Origin of the sequence: Microbulbifer variabilis (assembly GCF_020524905.1) — a bacterium.
Taxonomy (GTDB): Bacteria; Pseudomonadota; Gammaproteobacteria; order Pseudomonadales; family Cellvibrionaceae; genus Microbulbifer; species Microbulbifer variabilis_A.
In genome coordinates this window covers 212,074-232,987 of the sequence record NZ_JAIVKI010000004.1, presented here as the reverse complement: position 1 = coordinate 232,987, position 20,914 = coordinate 212,074, and the positions used below count along the sequence as shown (strand labels likewise).

Below are 20,914 nucleotides of genomic sequence, written 5' to 3'. Positions count from 1 at the left end.
GGTTGCCGGGTGGTCTTTCCGCATCGGCTTTTCGAGATGCAGTTATCAGCAGTCACTTTCCCGCCTTGATCCCGCCTTACACTCGTACCACTATTAACCCTTCTGACGTTTAAGTTCACGAATAATAAGATGAAATTCCTAACGCGGTTCTCTCTCCGCTACTGGTTTGCCTGGTTGGTTTTGTTTTACGGAGTGTGGCTGTTCCTCGTTTTACAGGGGGATAATCTTGCCCTGGCACTGGAGCATTGGTCCATGGCATTGGCAATGGCGCTCGGCAGCTATGCCGCCGGTTCCACGCCCATGGGCGGGGGTACCGTTGGCTTTCCGGTGTTGGTGCTGCTATTTGATATGCCGGCCAGTCTTGGCCGCGATTTCAGTTTTGCGGTTCAGTCCATCGGCATGGTTAGTGCCAGCCTGTTTATTCTCTGTCGGCAACAGGCGTTGGCCTGGTCGATGTTGCGCGGCGCCCTGTTCGGTTCTTTGCTGGCTATCCCCGCAGGTATATTGCTGTTCGCTCCACTGATCCCCGAATTGTGGGTAAAACTCTCCTTCGCAGTGCTTTGGGGTAGCTTTGGGGTGTTTCATTTATACCGGCTCGCCGAGATTACCGACTGTGAACACAAAGGCGACCCCCAGTGCCCAATGGATTTTCGTGTGGGTTTTTTGCTGGGGGCTTTTGCTGGTTTCTGTGTCGTCTCCGTGACTGGAGTGGGAGTGGATATGCTGGTGTACGCGGCTCTGGTGCTGTTGAGTCGTGTGGATCTGAAAGTGGCGATTCCCACTTCGGTGGTGATTATGGCCTTCTGCTCTGTCCTCGGCGTGTTGGTGAAATCACTGGCCGGTGATTGGCAGCCTGGGGTCTTTGGCAATTGGCTGGCGGCGGCGCCGGTGGTGGCCTTGGGAGCACCCCTGGGCGTTTTTGTCGTGAGTCTTCTGGGTCGTAAGCCCACGCTACTGATTGTGGCTCTACTGTGTGTTGTGCAGCTTGTGTGGACTTGCGTGTCTGAGCGACAGGCGCTGAGTGGCCTGGGTGGACCGCTGGTGCTCTTGGCGCTGTTGCTGTGTCTACTGGGATTTGAGTGGCTGCGCGCGCTGGGATTGCGCCGCGAGTATAGTCGTGGAGTGATCTCAGAATTTGCGTCGGCCACGGAGGCTGAGGCGGTTGCAATAGAGGAAACCTTGGCGCCGGGAGTTAAAGCCGGGTAGGGGTGTTTGGTGATGGCTGGTGCGCAACTGCGTGCCGGCTGCGATGAACGGGCATTAACGAATTAAATGTCGGCTGAAGAAAATCTAGCTTTGAGTGCTGCCCTGGATCGGGCCTGCGGGATTAATTCTGTAAGATGGCTGGGGCGGAAGGATTCGAACCTTCGCATGACGGGATCAAAACCCGCTGCCTTACCGCTTGGCTACGCCCCAGTTTCAAGGTTCACAAAGAATAGACTCTGTGATTTGAAATGGTAGCAAGGGGGAGACTCGAACTCCCGACCTCAGCATTATGAGTGCTGCGCTCTAACCGGCTGAGCTACCTTGCCATTTCTTTTGTTGTCTCGGCTGTCCCGAGGGCGCGCATTATTAATCGATGGACTGAGTGTGTCAATACTTTTTTTGTATTCTTTTCAGTTAGTTAGCGATTTTTTCATCTGGAGTCAGTGGGTCTTTAGCACGGCGTCCGGAGCGGATGGCAGCGAGGGCAGAGCCCAATACTACCGCGGCGGCACCGCTCCAGCTGATCCAATTAAGGGGCTCCACCGCGATGTAATTGGGCCAGATGCTGCTTACCAGGGTACTGAACAATAGTGTAATCACCGGTACCAGCGACAGGGTAGCGCTGACACTGGAGGCCTCCCAGTGGGCCAGGGCCTTACTGAAGGCACCATAGGCGATTAGGGTGTTGGCGGTAAGAAACGCCAGCAGCAACCAATCCAGCCAGCCCAAATGGGCGACATCCAGCGGGTCGGCCATAGGCAGGAAACATAGTGTGCCGGCGATATAAATCAATACCAGTAAGTCCTGAGGCGTGGCGCGGCTGAGGATTTTTTTCTGGAAAAAGCCATACACTGCCCAGGATACCGCAGCTATCAGGATCAACCCTAGCCCCAGCATATAATCGCTATCCACACCGCTGCCCAGCTCGGCGAGGCGCTGGTTGAAAAATAACAGCAGCCCCATTACCACCAGGGCTACGCCACACCATTGTCGCGGCGAAAAACGCTCATCCAGCCACAGCACACTGGAAATCAGCAGCAACAGGGGCGCCAGCTGGATCACGATCTGTGCCGCACCGGGGGTGATGTAGTTGAGGCCGCTGGCATAGGTGAGATAGTTGAGCAACAGTCCGGCCACTGCGAGCAGGGTGAATAACAGCAGGCCACGGCTGAATAGAGCCTTCAGTTTCAACTGCCGTGCACGGCCATAGTAGAGTCCTGCCAGCAGCGCCGCGCCGGCAAAGCGATACCAAGTAGCGGTTTCAGGGCTGATGTGCTCAAGAAGGCCTTTGAGGGCGATGGGCAGGGCTGCCCACATAAAGACTGTAATCAGCGCCAGGGGCAGGCCGACCTTCCAGTTTGATTGCGCCATGGATTTTACGCCGCAAGGATCGCCTCCCCGGAATGGGGAGGCGAAAGATAGATAGGTGGGTATTAGACGTTGAAGCGGAAGTGAATCACGTCGCCATCGGCAACAATGTAGTCCTTGCCTTCCAGGCGCCATTTGCCCGCATCTTTGGCTCCGGCCTCTCCCTTGTAATCGACAAAGTCGCTGTAGCTAATTACTTCGGCGCGGATAAAGCCTTTTTCGAAATCCGTGTGGATTTTACCAGCGGCATTCGGAGCGGTGGCACCCAGTGGGATGGTCCAGGCGCGCACCTCCTTCACACCGGCGGTGAAGTAGGTGTGTAGTCCCAGCAGCTGGTAACCAGCGCGGATCACCCGGTTGAGGCCAGGCTCTTCCATACCCAGTTCTTCCAAGAATTCCTGTTTTTCGTCGTCTTCCAGCTCGGCGATTTCCGCTTCAAGCTTGTTACAGATGGGCACCAGCACCGCATTTTCCTCGGCGGCAATGGCGGCTACGGCGTCCAGGTGCGGATTATTTTCGAAGCCATCCTCATGCACATTGGCGATGTACATGGTGGGTTTCACGGTGAGCAGGCTCAATTCGCGCAGATCCAATAATTCATCTTCGGACAGGCCGAAGGAGCGCAGCGGTTTGGCTTCATTCAGGTGCGGCAGAACTTTTTCCAGCAGCGCTTTCATTTTGATGGCGTGCTTGTCCTGCCCCTTGGCGGCGCGGGTAAAGCGCTGCAGGGCCTTTTCCACGGTGTCCAGGTCGGCGAGGGCCAGCTCGGTGTTGATCACCTCGATATCGGATACCGGATGCACCTGATTGGCCACATGGATGACGTTGTCGTCTTCGAAGCAGCGCACAACGTGGGCGATGGCGTCGGTCTCGCGGATATTGGCGAGGAATTTGTTACCCAGGCCTTCACCTTTGGAGGCACCTGCAACCAGTCCGGCGATATCAGTGAACTCCATGGTGGTTGGAATCACCTTCTGAGGTTTGACGATCTCCGCCAGTTTGTCGAGGCGGGGGTCCGGCACTGGCACTACGCCGGCATTGGGCTCGATGGTGCAGAAGGGGAAGTTCTCTGCGTCGATTCCCGCTTTGGTCAGTGCGTTGAAGAGGGTGGATTTGCCCACGTTAGGCAGGCCGACAATACCGCAAGTAAAACCCATGGTGATATTTTTCCGTTTGCCTGAGGCGCGTACCGCGCGCTCTGCTAATTGCGTTAGAAGTCCGGTAGTGATTGCGCTGGCGGGAGTCTGGGCGGGCTGGTTAGCGCGGCCTTCGAATGATCCGGGCCAGCCGGGAAAACACCGGCAATTTGGCGCAGCACACTATCGAGATTTCCGGGGCAAAAGGCAAGCCGCCCGCGGGGATCTATTTGGCGGTGTGCAGCGTTTTCATGGCTGCACCCCAATCGCCGCTGGCGGCGGTGGGTAGCACGTCGATCGCGCGATCGATGGCGTCAGCCAGAGTTTCCTGTTCCGCCCTGGGTGCGCGCTGGAGGACAAAGCGCGCCACTTCACTGGCGCTTCCGGGGTGGCCGATGCCGAGTCGCAGGCGCATAAAGTCCCGGTCGTTGCCCAGTGCGGCAATAATGTCCCGCAAGCCGTTGTGTCCGCCGTGACCGCCGCCAGCTTTCAGGCGCGCGATACCGGGGGCGAGATCCAGCTCATCATGAGCGACCAGTATGGATTCCGGGGAAAACTTGAAGAAGTTCGCCAGTGGGGCTACAGCCTGGCCACTGCGATTCATATAGGTGGTGGGAATCAGCAGCCGGATTTCCCGGTTGCCGATTCGCACACGGCCGGTGAGGCCGTGGTATTTGCTGTCGGAGCTGAGCTGGGCGCCGTAGCGGCGGGCGAGCTCGACAACAAAGTCGGCACCGGCGTTATGCCGTGTCCGGTCGTATTCCGGCCCGGGGTTACCCAGGCCGACAATCAACTGGATCGGAGAATCCGGTGCCGCAGCCAAGGTGATTACTCTTCGCCTTCGGCAGCTTCGGCTTCAGCTTCAACAGCGCCGCGAGGCTTGTGAATAGAAGCTACAACCAGGTTGTGGTCTTCGCCGTGGCTCAGGTCCACAGACTCAACACCTTCCGGCAGTTTCAGGTCGGAGATGTGCAGAATGCCATCCAGTTCCAGGTCCGCCAGGTCCACTTCGATGAACTCAGGCAGTTTGCCGGCAGGTGCATTTACTTCCAGCTCGGTCAGGGTGTGGGAAACGATACCACCAGCTTTAACGCCTTTGCAGGTGTCTTCGTTGAGGAAGTGCAGAGGCACTTTCACGTGTACTTTGGTGCTGGCGGAAACGCGCTGGAAGTCAACGTGCAGCAGCAGTGCCTTGGCAGGGTGACGCTGCAGATCGCGCAGGATAACTTTCTCTTCTTTGCCGTCGACATCAACGGTCAGCATGGAGGAGAAGAAAGCTTCGTTTTCCAGGGCCTTGAACAGGTCCTTTTGCAGCAGAGATACGGATTGCGGCTCAGCTTCGCCACCGTAAACGATGCCGGGTACACGGCCTTCCAGGCGACGCAGGCGGCGGCTCGCACCTTTCCCTTCATCGCTGCGGGCAATGGCGTTCAGTTTGATATCAGACATGGGTTAAACCTCGGGTTGTCTGTCCAGAGAGACCTGCGACCGGACCGCTCTGGAGTTTGTGTAAATTGGGCGTTTGCCCAAAAGTAATTGCCCGGCTATGCCGGGCGGGCGCGTATTCTACGGGAATCGGGCCCAAACGCAAAGTGCCCCGGCGGAGCGGGGCACTTTAACTATTTGCTGGCAAGAGATCCTTCGCGGGCGCTCTTAGCGGAACATCGCGGAGAGGGATTCCTCGTTGCTGATGCGGCGCATGGATTCAGCCAGCATCGCAGCCAGAGTCAGCTGGCGAATTTTCGGGGCTTTTTCTATCTTGTCGCCCAGCGGGATAGAGTCGGTGACGACCAGCTCGTCCAGAACAGAATTGTTCAGGTTGCTGATGGCGTTGCCGGATAGTACCGGGTGGGTACAGTAGGCCACGACTTTCTCGGCGCCGTGCTCTTTCAGGGCGTTGGCGGCATTGCACAGGGTGCCGGCGGTGTCGACCATGTCATCTACCAGCAGGCAGGTGCGGCCGCTGACTTCACCGATGATGTTCATCACTTCGGCAACGTTGGCGGCGGGGCGGCGTTTGTCGATGATAGCCAGGTCGCAGTCGAGGCTCTTAGCCACGGCGCGGGCGCGTACAACACCGCCGATGTCCGGGGAAACCACTACCAGGTTCTGGTACTTCTGGCGTTCAATATCGTCGAGCAGTACGGAGGAGCCGTAAACATTATCCACAGGGACATCGAAGAAGCCCTGGATCTGCTCGGCGTGTAGATCGACGGTCAGTACGCGGTCGATACCCACGCTCACCATCATGTCGGCAACCACTTTTGCAGAAATCGGTACTCGCTGGGAGCGCACGCGGCGATCCTGGCGGGCGTAGCCGAAGTAGGGTACCACTGCGGTAACGCGGCCAGCGGATGCGCGGCGCAGTGCATCTACCAACAGGATCAGCTCCATCAGGTTGCGATTGGTGGGCTGGCAGGTGGACTGCACCACGAAAACATCGCGGCCGCGCACGTTATCGGTAATTTCAACAGCGATCTCGCCATCGGAGAAGCGCTTGACGGTAGCTTCGCCCAAGGGGATCGCCATATGGTCGACAACCTTTTGTGCCAGTTCCGGGTTTGCGTTGCCGGTAAAGACCATTAAGTCAGCCACTGCGAGTTCCTTTAATTCTGTCTTGAAGTGAGTTGAAGTGTAGATGCCGGCATTATTTGCTAGCGGTTAGGATGTGATAGCACCACTTTTACAGGTGGTTGCTTTGACGTTCGGAGTGCCTCCGGTTCGCAGGCAGGGGTTTGCGCTCAAGACTGCCTTCGATATTGTTTCTTTGAATTCGGGGATAGGCTTTCTGCAGCCCGTTACGAGTGGCTTTGGCCGGTTGGGTTAGTGTCGACTGGAGCATGTCGGGACCGGGTTTTTGCTGGTGCCACTGCATAAAAAGAAAATGGCTGGGGCGGAAGGATTCGAACCTTCGCATGACGGGATCAAAACCCGCTGCCTTACCGCTTGGCTACGCCCCAGCATCTTTCCTCAATCGCTTGAGGTTAATTTCGCGAGTCGTTGGTGTACTGGTGAAACCTGTACACCGCTTGCAACAAAACCCTGCCATTTTCGCGGTAGCTTGGCAAGCACCGCTCGGGCCGCTTGCTCAGTTTCGAAGGCTGCAAAAACGCAAGCTCCTGTGCCGGTGAGTTGTGCTGGAGCGAATTGCTGCAGCCACTCTCGGGCATCGCGAACTTCAGGGTAGAGACTCTCAACGAGCGCCTGGCAGTCGTTGCCGGAAAATAATTCCAGTTTTTCACTGCTGAGTGGCCTTTCATTGAGCTGCCCCTCGCGAAGGGCCGCTAATGTAATTGCGGTGGAATCTCTTGTCAAACGGGAATGGGAAAAAATTTTTGCAGTGCTCACCTGGCAGCCGGGAGCCACGATTAAATAGTGACGTTTTTCTGTGCAAAGTGGTGTGAGCTTTTCCCCGACACCCTCTGCCCAAGCAGTGTGCCCGCGTACAAATACCGGTATATCCGCGCCCAGCTGTCGACCGAGTTCAGCGAGGTTTTCGATCGATAAATGACATTGCCAAAGATAATTAAGACCGAGCAGGGTAGTGGCTGCGTCGCTGCTGCCGCCGCCAATACCTCCGCCATGTGGCAGTTTTTTACTCAGGTGGATATGGGCACCGGGAAGAGCGACGTTTTGCTTCTGTACACTTTTGCGCAGCAGTAGGGCCGCGCGATAGACCAGGTTGTCCTGTTCGAGAACATCCAGGCTGCCTGCGTCCACGCTGATAACACCATCGTTCCGCAAGGAGAACTCAAGGGTGTCTCCATAATCGAGAATTTGGAAAAGGGTTTGCAGTTCGTGGTAGCCATCGGGGCGACGGCCGAGTATGCGAAGGATCAGATTAAGTTTTGCAGGAGCGGGTAAGGTCAGCATGCGGGATGGTTGGGCCGGTTAATTCTGGTGGCACCATAATACCCGCATGCAAGGGGTTCAGCATTTAAAAACCCCACTCCTTGATGACCAGGGTCACCTGCACCGGTCCGGTGACACCGTTGGTTTGGGCTTTAATGCGAGTGGGAAGGAGGTAGGGGCCGTTTTGCTGGTAATCGCTAAAATGCAGGGACCAGCCGGATTGCTGCAGGCTCTGTAGCTCACCCTGGCCGTTATGTTTTTCGGCACCTCTGGGCCCGGGAGCGGGGAGGCCTCGCACCCAGTAGAACATTTCCCTGGCGGGCAGAGGCCAACCCAGAGTTTGTTGGGTGAGTTGGGCGGCGTCGCGCGCTACCACAGGGGCTTCATTGCCGCGCACCAGGCTAACACCACCGGCGGAACCGGATATCACCGTAGTGCCGGCACCGAGAGGGCCGCTCAGGTGAATACGAAAATTTTGTGGGCCGCTTTGTTGCCAGGTCAGGTTGGCACTGCCGTTATCAGCGGGAGAGCGCACACCAAGCTTACCTTTAATACTCCACTGCTTGAGTTGAACTACCGAAGTGGGGGCCGCAGTTTCACTGGGACCTTCCGCCGCAGCGGGTTCTTTGGTTTTCTGGCCGGCACAGGCGGAGATCAACAGGGTCAGGGCTGTTACCAGTAGAAAGGAAAACTTATGGTTGGCGGCGTCAGTTGTCAGATGCATGTTGTTCCAGTGTTTCTTTGATTTGCAGACGTTTCATCGCTGCCGGGATGATCTTGCTCTCAGGGTTGGCGGTCAACCCGTCTTTCCAGACTTTAAGTGCAGCATCGCGATTCCCCTGTACCCAGAGTACTTCTCCCAGGTGGGCGGAGATTTCGTGATCTGGCAGTTTCTCCAGGGCCTGGCGCAAATATTTTTCCGCGGCGCGATAATTCCCCAAACGGTACTGCACCCAGCCCATACTGTCGATGATGGCCGGGTCCTCGGGCTCGAGTTCCAGGGCCCGGCTAATCAGTTGCAGGGCCTCCGGGCGGCGGGGTTCGTCATCAATCAACTTGTAGCCGAGTGCGTTCAAAACCGTGGCGTTGTCCGGATCGCGTTCCAGCAATTTGCGTAAGTCCCGTTCAAAATCCGCAGTATTGCCGAGCTGGTCGTTGAGCAGGGCACGGATATAAATCAGGCGGCCGCTGTTGCTTTGAGAGGCTACGGCGTGATCAGCCAACTCCAGAGCCATTTGCGGTTCACCACTCTTGCGCAGCAATTCGACCTCCATCAGGTAAAAATGTTCTGCCTGGCCGGGGTGTCGCTCGCGCAACTCGGCAAACCACTGGCTGTTTTCGCGGTGTTTACCACTGGCCGCGAGCAGCTTGGTGCCCTTGGTGATGGCTTCCACATAATCGGTTCCGGGTTGTACTTGTTTGAGATGCGCGGCGGCAGTGTCGTTGTCGCCCTGTTTCTCCGCGAGCCCACCGAGGTAAAAGTGTGCCGCCGATTCGTGCTGCTCTAGTTCTAGTAGCCGGTCGAGTAAAGGTTTGGCTTCAGCGAGCTGGTTGGTTTCATAGTGGATCAGCGCCAGGGATAAGATCAGATTACCGTCTTCCGGGCGCTGCTTGACCAATTCGGCGAATTGTTGGCGGGCGAGGGCTAGGTCTTCGCGGATTAGCAGGCGTGCGTATTGCAAACGTAAACGGGTTTCTTCCGGGTAAATTTTGACTAAATTTTCCAGCAGTTGAATGGCTTCATTGCGCCTATCCAAGTCCACCAGTAAGTGGCTCTGCAGAAGTGGCGCATCCAGCTGGTCTGGGTGCTGTTCCTGGACACGGCGTACAAGAGCGAGTGCCCGCTGGTACTGCTTGGCATCGCGTAGCACCATGGCGTAGGCCATGACCACTTCATCGTTGTAAGGGTAAATCTCGGCTAGCCGGGCGAATTCCGCGCGGAGTGGATCGTCGAGTTGTTCGTGGCCGATGGCAGTGGCGGCGAGGGATTGCATCGGTGCCTTGCCGCCGAGGGAGAGCGCCTTTTCCGCGTGTTTCAAGGCTTCTAAATATTCACCCGCCAGGGTGAGCTCTGCAGCCAGGGCTAGCTGGGCATCTGCATTATCCGGTTCCAGTTCGGCCCATAGCTGCGCTGAGCGAAGTGCGGCTTGGCGGGCATTGAGGAAGCGTGCAATACGGGTCGCACGCGCAGCGACGCCGGCATCTTTGGTGACCTCAGCCTGGTGGTAGTAGTTGGCGAGAGCCACATCGTACTGCTCGCGGATACCGGCGACTTCGGCCACTAGCAGTGTGTAAAAGGTATCTATGGGAAAGCTGCGGGCTTCGCTTTCCTCTGCGGCGACAGCTGTCTTCTTATTGCTGCGCTGTTCCTGTGTCTGGAGCTGGGGTTCCTCGCCAATTGCCGGTTGAGACGGTGCTTGAGCACAGGCACCCAGCAGGTAGGCGAATGACATACAGAATGCACAGAGCGCTGGAGCTTTGGTTTTACATGGATTGTGTGGGTGGCGGGATGGGCGCATAGATCGTATCCATACATGGCTGCTGCGGAGAAGCGGTGTAAGAGTGGCGTGTTTTAAACGTTTATCGCCATATAATTCTAGCCATGAATCGGCTTCTGGAGTGTGGCCCCTGGGCCGGTTGCACAAATCAGCGCACAATTAAACGGCCTCACCAGCTTGCAAGCGAAGCGACGGCCCGTGAAAATGCGCCCCCAATGCGAATGACGCGCCTCTAGATTTAGCCGACGGAACTCTATGCCAATTGTTACCCTGGGGATCAACCACGACAGTGCGCCTATCGAGGTGCGCGAGAGGGTCGCCTTCGCACCCGAGGTGATGCCCGGTGCCCTGGGGGATGCGCGCAAGGCGCTCGACTGCCGGGAGCTCGCGATTCTCTCTACCTGCAACCGCACCGAGATCTATGGGAATGTGGAGGCGGAGCCGCTGCTGCAGTGGCTGGCGCAATACCATCAGGTACCACTGGAGCAGCTGCGTGGTTGCAGCTATATCCACACTGGTGAGAAAGCGGTGCGCCATATGATGCGTGTGGCCTGCGGTCTTGATTCACTGGTCCTCGGGGAGCCGCAGATTCTGGGGCAGATCAAGTCAGCCTACGCCGTGGCGCGGGAGTGTGGCAGTGTCGGCAGTGAGTTACACCGGGTCTTCCAGCGGGTGTTTACCGTGGCAAAAAAGGTGCGCACCGAGACGGCAATTGGTGAAAATCCGGTCTCTGTCGCCTATGCGGCGGTATCTCTGGCCTCGCGTATTTTTACCGACCTGAAGAAGCAGACCGCACTGTTGATCGGTGCCGGTGAGACGGTGGAGTTGGTGGCGCGCCACCTGCTGGACCAGGGTATCAAGCAGTTGATTGTGGCCAACCGCACCTTGAGTCGCGCACAGTTATTGGCGGAAAACTTTGGAGCCGAGGCAATACTGCTGGCGGATATCCCTGAGCACCTGGCTCGCGCGGATATCGTGATCAGTTCCACCGCCAGTCAGCTGCCGATCTTGGGTAAGGGCGCGGTAGAGTCCGCCCTGCGCAAGCGCCGCCACAGCCCCATGTTTATGGTGGATATCGCGGTGCCGCGGGATATCGAAACCGAGGTCGGCGAGCTCGACGATGTTTACCTGTACAGCGTTGACGATCTGCGCGGTGTGATTGATGAGGGGATGCGCTCTCGCGAACGCGCTGCCGAGGCCGCCGGGGAGATCGTAGATAGCGCTGCGGCGGAATTTACCAAAGAGGGGCGCGCCCTCGGCGCTGTGGACACGATCCGCAGCTACCGCCAGCGCGCTCAACAAATCAGTGGAACCGAGCTTGAGCGAGTACTGTTACAGCTCGATAAGGGCGAAGACCCCAGGCGCCTTATGGAGCAGCTGGCCCGCTCACTGACCAATAAATTGATTCATGCTCCCACGATCAGCTTGAGAAAAGCGACTGCGGATGGCGACCTGGAGCGGTTGCGTATCGCCCGCGAAGTGGTGGGGCTCGATGACCTCGCCGATACCGAATTAGAGAAAAAACAGAAATGAAAGAATCCCTACTGAACAAGCTGGAGAACCTTCAGGAGCGCCACGAAGAGGTTTCTGCGCTGCTCGGCGATGCCAGTGTAATTTCCGACCAGGATCAGTTCCGCGAGCTGTCGCGGGAATACTCGGAGCTGGAAGAGGTGGTCAAGTGCTACGGTCGCTATAAGCAGCTGCAGGAGGATATGGCGGCGGCGCGGGAAATGCTCGGCGAAAGCGACCCTGAAATGCGCGAAATGGCCCTGGAGGAATTGCGCGAGGCAGAGGTTCAGGTAGAACCCATGGAGCGCGAGCTGCAGACCCTGCTGCTGCCCCGCGACCCCAACGATCGCAAGAACGTCTTCCTGGAAATTCGCGCCGGTACCGGCGGCGATGAGGCGGCGATATTTTCCGGTGATCTGTTCCGCATGTATTCCCGCTATGCGGAAAAGCAGGGCTGGCGCATCGAGATCGTCAGCGAGAATGCTGGGGAACACGGTGGCTACAAAGAGATTATCACCCGTGTGGCCGGCGAGGATGTCTACGCCAAACTGAAATTTGAATCCGGTGCACACCGCGTGCAGCGGGTGCCGGAAACCGAGTCCCAGGGGCGTATTCATACTTCCGCCTGTACCGTGGCGGTGATGCCGGAGCCGGACGAGCGCGACGCGATCGAGATCAGCAAAGCCGATCTGCGTGTGGATACCTATCGCGCCTCTGGTGCCGGTGGTCAGCACGTCAATAAAACCGATTCTGCCGTGCGCCTGACCCACCTTCCCACCGGTATTGTGGTGGAGTGTCAGGATGAGCGCTCCCAGCACAAAAACAGGGCTAAGGCGATGGCGCTGCTGCAGGCTAAGCTCTCCAGCGAACAGGAAGCGGCCGCCGCGCGGGAAATTTCTGATGCGCGCCGGATTCTGGTGGGCAGTGGTGATCGCTCCGAGCGCATTCGTACCTACAACTACCCCCAGGGTCGGGTGACTGACCACCGAATCGGCCTGACCTTGTACAAGCTCGATGAGGTGATGCAGGGTGCTTTGAACGAAGTGATTGAACCACTGCGTACCGAGCACCAGGCGGATCAGCTGGCGGCAATGGGACAGTAGTTGACGTTTTATTTGCTGCTATCGGGTAGAACATTCCTATGAGTAGTGTGAAGGATAATCTCGCCCGCAGCGTTGAGCTTATCGACAGCGAGTCAGCGCGACTCGATTTGGAAGTGCTGCTCGCGCATATTCTCGGTCGTGAGCGCTCCTGGCTCTATACCTGGCCGGAATACGAGCTGAGTCCGAGTGAGCAGGATGAGTTTGATGCTCTGCTGGCGCGACGCAAAAACGGTGAGCCTGTGGCCCACTTGACCGGCGAGCGGGAATTTTGGTCGCTTACTTTGAAGGTCAATGCCTCCACATTGATTCCCCGTCCGGATACGGAGTTGTTGGTGGAGACCGCTCTGGAACTCTGCCGTCAAGAGAAATTGCGCGCACTCGACTTGGGCACTGGCACCGGTGCTATTGCCCTGGCGCTGGCCTCGGAAAAGCCTGGTTGGCAGATAGTCGCCGCGGAGAAATCCCCGGCTGCCCTGGCACTGGCGGAGGAAAACCGCAGGCGTCTTGGCTTTACCAATGTTCAGATCCTTGAAAGCGATTGGTTTGCACAGTTGCCGCCACAGCAGTTTGGCCTGATCGTCAGTAACCCCCCTTATATCGATGCGGCTGATCCACATTTGGCCCAGGGTGATGTGCGCTTCGAGCCGCACTCTGCGCTGGTTGCTCCGCATGAGGGACTGGCGGATATAGAAAGGATCGCCAGAGGCGCTGCAGACTTTCTGCAAGGCGGTGGCTGGTTGATGGTGGAACACGGTTGGCAGCAGGCCGAGTCTGTACGGGAAATTTTTAGCGCCGCGGGTTACTGCGCGGTAGAGAGCCGCAAAGATTATTCCGGCTGGGAGCGCATTACTCTGGGGCGTAAAAACTAAGCCCTACTTCTGGGTAGATGCCGCAAAAAAATATTAAGAATCCCGAAGGATTGATAGGGAGGGAATCTATGCACGATCACGTCCACCACCGCACGGGCAACGGCGCCCTGCGTCCATTAGTTATTGCCCTGGTCCTCACACTGGGGTTTTCCTTTGTGGAGGCCATCGGCGGTTGGTTATCCGGTTCCCTGGCGCTGCTCAGTGATGCCGGGCATATGCTCACTGACTCCTTCGCCCTGGCACTAGGCGCTGTGGCGGCAATACTGGCCAAAAAACCAGCGGACCGGGAATTGTCATTTGGCTGGGGCCGCGCTGAGGTGCTGGCGGCGGTCACCAACGGACTGATCATGTTGTTGATTGTCGCTGGCATTGCCTTTGCGGCGATTGATCGCCTGCGTAATCCCGAGCCAGTTCACGGCAGTACGGTGATGGTGATTGCCTTTATCGGGTTGTTGATCAATATCCTTGCGGCTTGGGTGCTCTACCGGGGTGAGCGCACACTTAATATTCGCGGCGCCCTCCTGCATGTGATGGGGGATATGTTGGGCTCTGTGGCGGCGTTAATTTCCGGTGCGGTGATATATTTTACCGGCTGGGTGCCAATTGACCCGCTGTTGTCCCTGTTGATCTGTCTGCTGATTTTGATTTCTTGCGTACGCCTGCTGCGAGACTCGGTGGATGTGCTGATGGAGCGAGTGCCGCGGGAATTGAGCCTGCCAGTGGTGGGGGAGACCCTGGCGGCTGTGGTCGGTGTGCGTTCGGTGCACGACTTGCATATTTGGCGCCTGGACTCCAGCACCATTTCCCTGTCGGCACATATCGTCGTGGATGATCTAACCGCCTGGCCGGCGGTGTTGGAGCGCTTGCGGGAGACTCTGATCAAGCGCTTTGATATTGATCACATCACCCTGCAGCCGGAGCCTCTCGAACAACTCCAGCCCAGGATCATCGACAAGGTGAGTAACCCACAGTAGTGGGCTAATCCTCGTCACCCCGTAATTCGGCGGTGCCATCGCCAGGTTCGCTTGCAGCATTCGTTGCCTGGGACTGGGGCTTTTGCACCGGCGGTTCTTCTGCGACCACCTCCTCCGGTGGGCTGATTTGCTCCTGCGGAGCTTGGATGCCGATGTGGTAAGCGGCGAAGCCCGGTTGTACCACCTGATCTAGGGCCATACCGAGGATACGTCCATTGTGCTGTGAGCGAATTTCCGTGCGCACATTGGTGATAGGATTGGTTACGGTGCCCAACAAGTCCCCCTTGCGTACAAATTCTCCCAGCTCTACCTCGCTAAAAATAATGCCGCCGGTGGAAGAGCGCTGCCAGGTGGAGTTGTAGTACACGGGCTCTGGATCCCCCCACAGACGGAATTTATTCACCATGCCCAGCTGGTTGAGCAGTGTGCGAATCCCTTTCACGCTGTGGCTCACCGAGCGCTCGTCCAGCACCATCGGGGCGCCAGCTTCCAAGGTTACTGTGGGAATACCCGCCTCCACAGCGGCGCGGCGTAAGGTGCCCTTGGCCCCGGCGCTGTGCAATACCACCGTGGAGCCGAATCCCTTGGTCATTTTCACGATTCTCGGGTTGGTCAGGTCACCGCGTAACTGGGGCAGGTTAGTGCGGTAAAAAGAGCCGGTGTGCAGGTCAACCACGGCATTGCAGTGGCTGATGATCTCGTGGAAAAAAGAATTGGCGATCCGTGAGGCGGATGAGCCGTTGGGGTCTCCGGGGAAGTGCCGGTTTAGGTCGCGGCGATCTGTGAGGTAGCGGGAGCTGCGGTGGAAGCCCTGCAGGTTGACGATGGGTACGCCAATCACGGCGCCGCTCAACTGCTCCGCGTCCAGGTTGTACATGACCCTACGCACTGTCTCCACGCCATTTAATTCATCTCCATGAACGGCGGCGGTCAGGCAGAGTACTGGCCCAGGATTGGCGCCATTGACAACCAATACGGCGGTGGGACTGTAGACGCCTTCAAAGTGCTGGCTGGGGGACCAGGCCAAGCGGGTGGAGGTTGCCGGGGCAACTTCGGCGCCGAGCAGGCGCAGGGGCTTGGCCTTTTCCACTTCCAGGGAAACATTGCCGGCAGGGGGAGCTTCTGGCGGAGTTGCCGGTTTTTCTGCGGGTTTGTCTTGCGCCTCTTTATTTGTGGAGCTTGTTGGTGCCGCTTCAAGCTCGCCGATGGGCTGGTCTAATTGCAGGTTTTCTGCCTGCGGTAGGGGCTCCTGGGGAGGCTCTTTTGCACTTGCCTGTGGATTTTCATTTTGTTCAGCGACGCCGGTGGGTGGGCCCAGCTCGGTGATTACCGGTTGGTCCAGCTTCAAGTTTTCTGCCTTTGAAACCGCTTCCTTCTGATTTTCTTCCTGTACTTTTTCCTGCGCTTTCTCTTGGGGTTTTTCTTGCGCGCCGCTGGAGTCACTCAGGGCCCAGGTTTGGACTGAGGTCAATAGTAGGGCGAGGCTCAACAGGCGCCGGGGCCTGTTGGGAAAAAGGCGCGGGATCATTCGGTAACTCCGGTTAACAACATGTGCGGGCAGTGCCGGTTATTGTTGTTGCCCGGCACGCTTGGGGACTTGGAGCGCCAGTATAGTCAAAGCGTTCCCTGGGAATGTGATCTAGCCCCTACTCCCCAGGTTTTGACGATAGCCTTGCGGCTAGTGCGGCGCAGGCGTAGCGCCAAAAGGATTGAAGCGGTGCCCAGGCCGATACAGACGCCGGTCCAGTAGCCATATACACCCCAGAAGTTTTCGCCGAGCCAATAGGCACTGGAGAGCCCCACCAGCCAGTATGAGAACAGCTGGATATACATGGGCACGCGGGTGTCCTTGTAGCCTCGCAACGCGCCCCAGGCCATAGCCTGGGCTGCGTCCACCAGCTGATAGGCAGCGCAGAGCAGCAGCAGGTTGGTCGCCACTGCAATAATTTCCGTATTGTTGGTATAAGCGTGTACAAACAGGTGGCGAAAGGTGATCAGCAATACCCCGGTACCGAGCGCATATACCACACCGCTGCCAATTCCCACTTTGCCGGCAAATAGCGCTCTTTTTGGGCGGCTCTGGCCGAGCAGGTGTGCCGTGCGAATACTCAGAGCCTGTGCCAGTGCCAGCGCTACCAGGTAAAAAATTGAACCGATACTCATGCCAATCTGGTGTGCCGCCACAATGGCTGCGCCATAGGGAGCGAGTAGGATTGTCAGGCTGGCAAAAAATGTCACTTCACTGGCGGCGCCGACACACACTGGCAGCCCGACCGCTAAGAGGTGCCTCAAGATAGGCCAATTGGGTTTGGGCGGTATCAGTTTAAGCTTGAGCTGGTGATATACCGGATCTGTGGCGGCGTGCCAGAACAAGGCGATGGCGATCAGAGTACTGACCGCAGCGGTTGCCCAGCCACAGCCGGCACCTCCCATGGCGGGTATGGGGCCGGCACCAAATACAAAGAGAATATCCAAGGGAATATTGAGTAGGGCGGCGGCCAGGTAAATACGCATGACCGGGCGAACCTGCCCCATGCCCTCGCAATAGCCGCGCAGGGCGGTTCCCAAGGCAAAGGGCAGAGTGCCCACCGTGAGTGCCAGGATATAACCCTGCAATACTTGCCGGACTGGCTCTTCAGTGTCGATCCACTGGCTCCATACCGGAACAGCGAGTAAGGCGAACAGCACCAGTATGCCGCCGACCAAGCCGATCCAAAGCGCTTGGTGTAGCTGGGCGGCACAGCCCCCTTCATCGCGACCGCCGCGCAGGTGGGCGACAACCGGGGAAACCGCGGCGAGTAGACCGATTAGGGTGACCGCGCACACAGCCCAGATACTGGAGCCCAATGCCAGTCCGGCCAGGTTCACCTCCCCGGCGTTGCCGGCAACAATCGTGTCCACAACCCCCATGCTCACCACGGCCAGGTTACTGACAACCAGGGGGCCTCCCAATGTGGTGAGGTGGGAGAGTTCGGTGGAGATGGCGCGTCGGTAAATCTTGAGCAAGGGAAAAACCAGATTAATTAAGGCGGAGCCTGTCGATGATTTTGGTATATCAGCCAAGTTCAGCCGGGGTTGGGCAGAAAAAACTATTCGGGCCGTCAGTTGTGCCAAATGACCTTTCAAGCAGAGCGAGGGGCTGTAAGGAGCTATACAGCACGAATATTTCGCTACAAAAAAGGCAGATTATTCTACGGCCAATTCGCTTTTTCTCCCAGCCGCTACCGAGAAATATCCTCTAATAATCTGGCAATTTTGTGCGGTGTGAGAAAGATACATCCATGGCTAACGTCAATTTCCCGGTAGTGCCACCCCGGATTTTTTTTTGCGCGCTCCCCGCTCTTATTGGACGGGGAATAGTGGGGTTTGGTACAGCGAATATAGGTGCAGGCCGGCCCCTGCTCAGGGGGCAATTTCATTTGGATGGGATCCAAATAAGTCTTCACCGGGTGTGGGGTCATATGACGGCGCAGCCAATTTAATATTTCCTGGTCCCTAATTCCCAACTGAGCCGGGTCCATGGGTAAAAAGCAGCGGGTACCGCAAATCTCTTTTGCCTCTGCCAGGCGTTTCTCTCGGATATTTTCAGGCAATTGTTCGATAAAAGCGTGGCCGGGTTTGGGAATAGCTCCATCAAGATAAACGAGATGGCGAATGCGTTCGGGGAGTGTGTCAGCGGTACCGGCGGCCGCCATGCCCCCAAAACTGTGTCCCACTAAAATGACCTGTTCTAGTTCCTCAAACTCGATCACATTCACCAGGTCCTGGATAAAGGTATCCATACCAATTGAGGGGGAGAGTAAATGATGCCTTTCCCCCAGGCCTGTCTGGGTGGGGGTGAACACACGATGTCCGCCGGCAATCAGCAGCTTGGCCACGGGAGCCCAACACCATCCCCCGAGAAATAAACCGTGCACCAATAGATAGGTATTCACTTTGTCCTCACCCCATCATGCCACTTGGAAGAACAAGCTTAGTCTGAGGCAGTGTAAGAGATGCCTGGGTCGCTCGACTAAAGTGAACACATATACTGAAAGAAGGGTAATAAGGATGGTTCTGTTATGAATGCACTGGGTCGCTGGTATGGTTGCTTTGTGCACTGGGTGCAGAAAATCGACTGGCTGGGACCTCTGGCGTTGCGGATTTATCTGGCGCCGATTTTTATTTTGGCCGGGCTCAACAAGATGGCGAACATCAACAGTGTGGCCGCCTGGTTTGGCAATCCGGACTGGGGGCTGGGCCTACCAGCCCCGATGTTCATGGCCTGGGCGGCGGCACTGACGGAGTTTTTTGGCGGCATTGCCCTACTCCTGGGTATCGCCACCCGGCTGGTGGCGATACCCTTAATGTTTGTGATGGCCGTGGCTGCGGTCACGGCACACTGGGAGAATGGTTGGTCCGCTTTACCGGATAAAACCCTAATTGCCCCCTGGGAGTGGCGTGAGGACATGATCGATGAGGCCATTACCCGGAAAGAGAAAGCCGTAGAGCTATTAAAAGAGCATGGTAACTATGAGTGGTTGTCAGAGACCGGCGGCTTCACAGTCCTGAAGAATGGTATTGAGTTTTCGGCGACTTACTTCATTATGTTGTTGGTACTGTTATGCAGTGGAGCCGGGCGTTTCTTCAGTATTGATTATTGGCTGTGCCGCCACTGTAGTGGGCGAGAATCCACATAGAGTGGTGGTATACTCGCCGATTATTTGAACATTTGAGCGAGTATTTCACTTGATAGGAAAGTTGTTCCGCCGATCCTCCTCTACTGAGGAGAAGAGCCCCCGCCAGGGAGATGAACGCTCCCAGCAGCGTAAAAGTGGCCAGAATCCCTCCAATAAGCCCCATAAGGGCCAAAAAGCCGAGGCGAAATCTGGTCAAGGTGAGGGGAGCTCACGCCGGGGCAGCGGCAAAGGTCCCCATAGGGGGCGCCAACGCACCCATACTCCCAAGGCGGAAGCAGCAACGCCCTGGTCTCTGGACGACTTCCAGATTCCAGAACAAGAGGGCAAGGTCCGTTTCCATGATCTGGGCCTACCAGCGGAATTAATGCGTGGTATTCACGACCTGGGCTTCCAGTACTGCTCACCGATCCAGGGCCGTTCTCTCCCTCATACCCTGAATGGCCACGACCTGGTGGGTAAGGCCCAGACAGGCACCGGCAAGACCGCAGCCTTCCTGATAACCGTTATTGATGATCTGTTGCGTCACCCCTTTGATGGGGAGCGCTACGCCGGCGAGGCCCGCTCCCTGATTATCGCGCCTACCCGCGAGTTGGTGATGCAGATCGCCGATGATGCCAAGGCGCTGTGCAAATACACGGGTCTGGAGATTCATACCCTGGTTGGAGGGATGGATTACGAGAAGCAGCAGCGTAATCTCAATGAGCGTTTAGTGGATATTTTGGTGGCGACACCGGGTCGGCTGTTGGACTTTGTCGGCAACCGCGATTGCTTCCTGGATCAGGTAGAGGTGTTGGTGATTGATGAAGCTGACCGCATGCTGGATATGGGCTTCATTCCCCAGGTGCGCCGAATCGTTCGTCAGACACCTCGCAAGACCCATCGCCAGACCATGTTTTTCTCCGCTACTTTCACCCCAGAGGTCGATGACCTGGTGGAGCAGTGGACCGAAGAGCCGGTAGTGGTAGAAATCGAACCGGAGCGGGTTGCCACCGATTCCGTCGAGCAGCATGTCTATCTGGCAGCTAGTGAGGAGAAGTACGCACTTCTCTACAATATCTTGCAGCGGGATGAGGTGGACAGCCTGATTGTCTTCGCCAACCGTCGGGATCAGTGTCGCCGCTTGCATGAACACCTGCTCGCCCACGGCATTTCCGCCGGCCTACTCTCGGGCGAAGTGGCACAGAACAAGCGCGTGCGTACTCTCGATGACTTCAAGTCCGGTAAAACCAAGGTATTGGTAGCCACGGATGTGGCCGGCCGTGGTATCCATATCGACGGCATTAGTCATGTCGTGAACTTCACCCTTCCGGAAGAGCCGGAGGATTACGTGCATCGCATCGGCCGCACAGGACGAGCCGGTAAGACGGGTACTTCCATCAGCTTCGCCTGTGAAGATGATGCCATGCGATTGGAGCCAATCGAACAGCTACTGGGGCAGAAGCTCAAATGCGAAGTGCCACCGGAAGAGCTACTACAAGAGCCTCCGAGAGTTGAAGTGCGCCACAGTGGCGGCGACAGGGATCGCCGTGGGGGCCACGATAATCGCCGCAGCGGTGGTCGCGGGCGCTCTCGTTACTGATCACAATTATGCCAATAGGCCATTATGGCTTATTGGCGCCTTCAGGTTTTAGGCTGCTATATCAACCAGAATCGTGACAAATGTACCAATTTTATCTCCTTTTCTCTCTTCTTTCTTCCCATCTCTTTCTTTGAACTACAC

Annotated in this window: 19 protein-coding genes and 3 tRNA genes; 7 read left to right on the top strand and 15 right to left on the bottom strand. The window is 57.0% G+C overall.

What is annotated here, in order from left to right; translation table 11 throughout:
• The first annotated feature begins 129 nt into the window (after window positions 1–129).
• Entirely contained in the window at window positions 130–1,206 is a 1,077-nt protein-coding gene (locus LC073_RS07760) for a sulfite exporter TauE/SafE family protein (RefSeq protein WP_226645788.1), read from the top strand.
• A gap of 135 nt (window positions 1,207–1,341) precedes the next feature.
• Here LC073_RS07760 and LC073_RS07755 read toward each other — a convergent pair.
• The 12 genes from LC073_RS07755 to LC073_RS07700 all read right to left on the bottom strand — a co-directional run bounded on the left by LC073_RS07755 (window position 1,342) and on the right by LC073_RS07700 (window position 10,081).
• Window positions 1,342–1,416: transfer RNA gene (locus LC073_RS07755), tRNA-Gln, on the bottom strand.
• A 39-nt stretch (window positions 1,417–1,455) separates the two neighbouring features.
• Window positions 1,456–1,532, bottom strand: a tRNA-Met gene (locus tag LC073_RS07750).
• A gap of 88 nt (window positions 1,533–1,620) precedes the next feature.
• Entirely contained in the window at window positions 1,621–2,577 is a 957-nt protein-coding gene (locus LC073_RS07745) for a DMT family transporter (protein WP_226645785.1), read from the bottom strand.
• 62 nt (window positions 2,578–2,639) lie between these two features.
• The gene (gene ychF, locus LC073_RS07740; RefSeq protein ID WP_226645783.1) at window positions 2,640–3,731 is read right to left on the bottom strand and encodes a redox-regulated ATPase YchF; all 1,092 of its coding nucleotides are present in this window, start codon (window positions 3,729–3,731) and stop codon (window positions 2,640–2,642) included.
• Between the two features lie 205 nt (window positions 3,732–3,936).
• Entirely contained in the window at window positions 3,937–4,509 is a 573-nt protein-coding gene (gene pth / locus LC073_RS07735) for an aminoacyl-tRNA hydrolase (RefSeq protein WP_413231439.1), read from the bottom strand.
• Window positions 4,510–4,538: 29 nt separating this feature from the next.
• The gene (locus LC073_RS07730) at window positions 4,539–5,159 is read right to left on the bottom strand and encodes a 50S ribosomal protein L25/general stress protein Ctc (RefSeq protein ID WP_226645777.1); all 621 of its coding nucleotides are present in this window, start codon (window positions 5,157–5,159) and stop codon (window positions 4,539–4,541) included.
• A gap of 204 nt (window positions 5,160–5,363) precedes the next feature.
• Complete coding sequence (locus LC073_RS07725; protein ID WP_264190462.1) at window positions 5,364–6,293, bottom strand: ribose-phosphate pyrophosphokinase; 930 nt, start codon at window positions 6,291–6,293, stop codon at window positions 5,364–5,366.
• A 100-nt stretch (window positions 6,294–6,393) separates the two neighbouring features.
• Window positions 6,394–6,627, bottom strand: a complete 234-nt coding sequence (locus LC073_RS07720; protein WP_226645770.1) for a hypothetical protein — start codon at window positions 6,625–6,627, stop codon at window positions 6,394–6,396.
• Window positions 6,596–6,670: transfer RNA gene (locus tag LC073_RS07715), tRNA-Gln, on the bottom strand. The genes LC073_RS07720 and LC073_RS07715 overlap by 32 nt, the downstream gene beginning before the upstream one ends.
• A 10-nt stretch (window positions 6,671–6,680) precedes the next feature.
• Window positions 6,681–7,583 (bottom strand): 4-(cytidine 5'-diphospho)-2-C-methyl-D-erythritol kinase, encoded by a 903-nt coding sequence (ispE, locus tag LC073_RS07710; RefSeq protein WP_226645767.1) that lies wholly within the window; start codon window positions 7,581–7,583, stop codon window positions 6,681–6,683.
• Window positions 7,584–7,647: 64 nt separating this feature from the next.
• Window positions 7,648–8,286: a lipoprotein insertase outer membrane protein LolB gene (lolB, locus tag LC073_RS07705; RefSeq protein ID WP_226645764.1), complete on the bottom strand. Its 639-nt coding sequence runs from the start codon at window positions 8,284–8,286 to the stop codon at window positions 7,648–7,650.
• Window positions 8,270–10,081: a tetratricopeptide repeat protein gene (locus tag LC073_RS07700; protein ID WP_226645761.1), complete on the bottom strand. Its 1,812-nt coding sequence runs from the start codon at window positions 10,079–10,081 to the stop codon at window positions 8,270–8,272. Before LC073_RS07700 ends, lolB begins: the two co-directional genes overlap by 17 nt.
• A 234-nt stretch (window positions 10,082–10,315) precedes the next feature.
• Here LC073_RS07700 and hemA point away from each other — a divergent pair, with 234 nt between their 5' ends.
• From hemA to LC073_RS07680, 4 genes are all read left to right on the top strand, one after another.
• The gene (hemA, locus tag LC073_RS07695; protein WP_226645758.1) at window positions 10,316–11,593 is read left to right on the top strand and encodes a glutamyl-tRNA reductase; all 1,278 of its coding nucleotides are present in this window, start codon (window positions 10,316–10,318) and stop codon (window positions 11,591–11,593) included.
• A complete protein-coding gene (prfA, locus tag LC073_RS07690; RefSeq protein WP_226645755.1) occupies window positions 11,590–12,672 on the top strand; it encodes a peptide chain release factor 1 in 1,083 nt (360 codons plus the stop codon). Before hemA ends, prfA begins: the two co-directional genes overlap by 4 nt.
• 38 nt (window positions 12,673–12,710) lie before the next feature.
• Window positions 12,711–13,541 carry a peptide chain release factor N(5)-glutamine methyltransferase gene (gene prmC, locus LC073_RS07685; protein ID WP_226645752.1) on the top strand — a complete coding sequence of 277 codons (831 nt, stop codon included), beginning with the start codon at window positions 12,711–12,713 and terminating at the stop codon, window positions 13,539–13,541.
• 68 nt (window positions 13,542–13,609) lie between these two features.
• Window positions 13,610–14,515, top strand: a complete 906-nt coding sequence (locus LC073_RS07680; RefSeq protein WP_226645749.1) for a cation diffusion facilitator family transporter — start codon at window positions 13,610–13,612, stop codon at window positions 14,513–14,515.
• 4 nt (window positions 14,516–14,519) lie between these two features.
• Here LC073_RS07680 and LC073_RS07675 read toward each other — a convergent pair whose 3' ends face one another.
• The 3 genes from LC073_RS07675 to LC073_RS07665 form a co-directional block, all read right to left on the bottom strand.
• Window positions 14,520–16,043 carry a succinylglutamate desuccinylase/aspartoacylase family protein gene (locus LC073_RS07675; RefSeq protein WP_226645746.1) on the bottom strand — a complete coding sequence of 508 codons (1,524 nt, stop codon included), beginning with the start codon at window positions 16,041–16,043 and terminating at the stop codon, window positions 14,520–14,522.
• An 86-nt stretch (window positions 16,044–16,129) separates the two neighbouring features.
• Window positions 16,130–17,521, bottom strand: coding sequence for an MATE family efflux transporter (locus tag LC073_RS07670; RefSeq protein ID WP_226645743.1), 1,392 nt, complete (start codon window positions 17,519–17,521; stop codon window positions 16,130–16,132).
• A 215-nt stretch (window positions 17,522–17,736) separates the two neighbouring features.
• The gene (locus LC073_RS07665) at window positions 17,737–18,450 is read right to left on the bottom strand and encodes an alpha/beta hydrolase (RefSeq protein WP_226645741.1); all 714 of its coding nucleotides are present in this window, start codon (window positions 18,448–18,450) and stop codon (window positions 17,737–17,739) included.
• 126 nt (window positions 18,451–18,576) lie between these two features.
• Between LC073_RS07665 and LC073_RS07660 the strand changes: the two genes are divergently transcribed.
• Together LC073_RS07660 and rhlB are read left to right on the top strand one after the other, a co-directional pair.
• Window positions 18,577–19,194, top strand: coding sequence for a DoxX family protein (locus LC073_RS07660; RefSeq protein ID WP_226645738.1), 618 nt, complete (start codon window positions 18,577–18,579; stop codon window positions 19,192–19,194).
• Window positions 19,195–19,243: 49 nt separating this feature from the next.
• Entirely contained in the window at window positions 19,244–20,773 is a 1,530-nt protein-coding gene (gene rhlB, locus LC073_RS07655) for an ATP-dependent RNA helicase RhlB (protein ID WP_226645736.1), read from the top strand.
• Window positions 20,774–20,914: the final 141 nt, after the last annotated feature.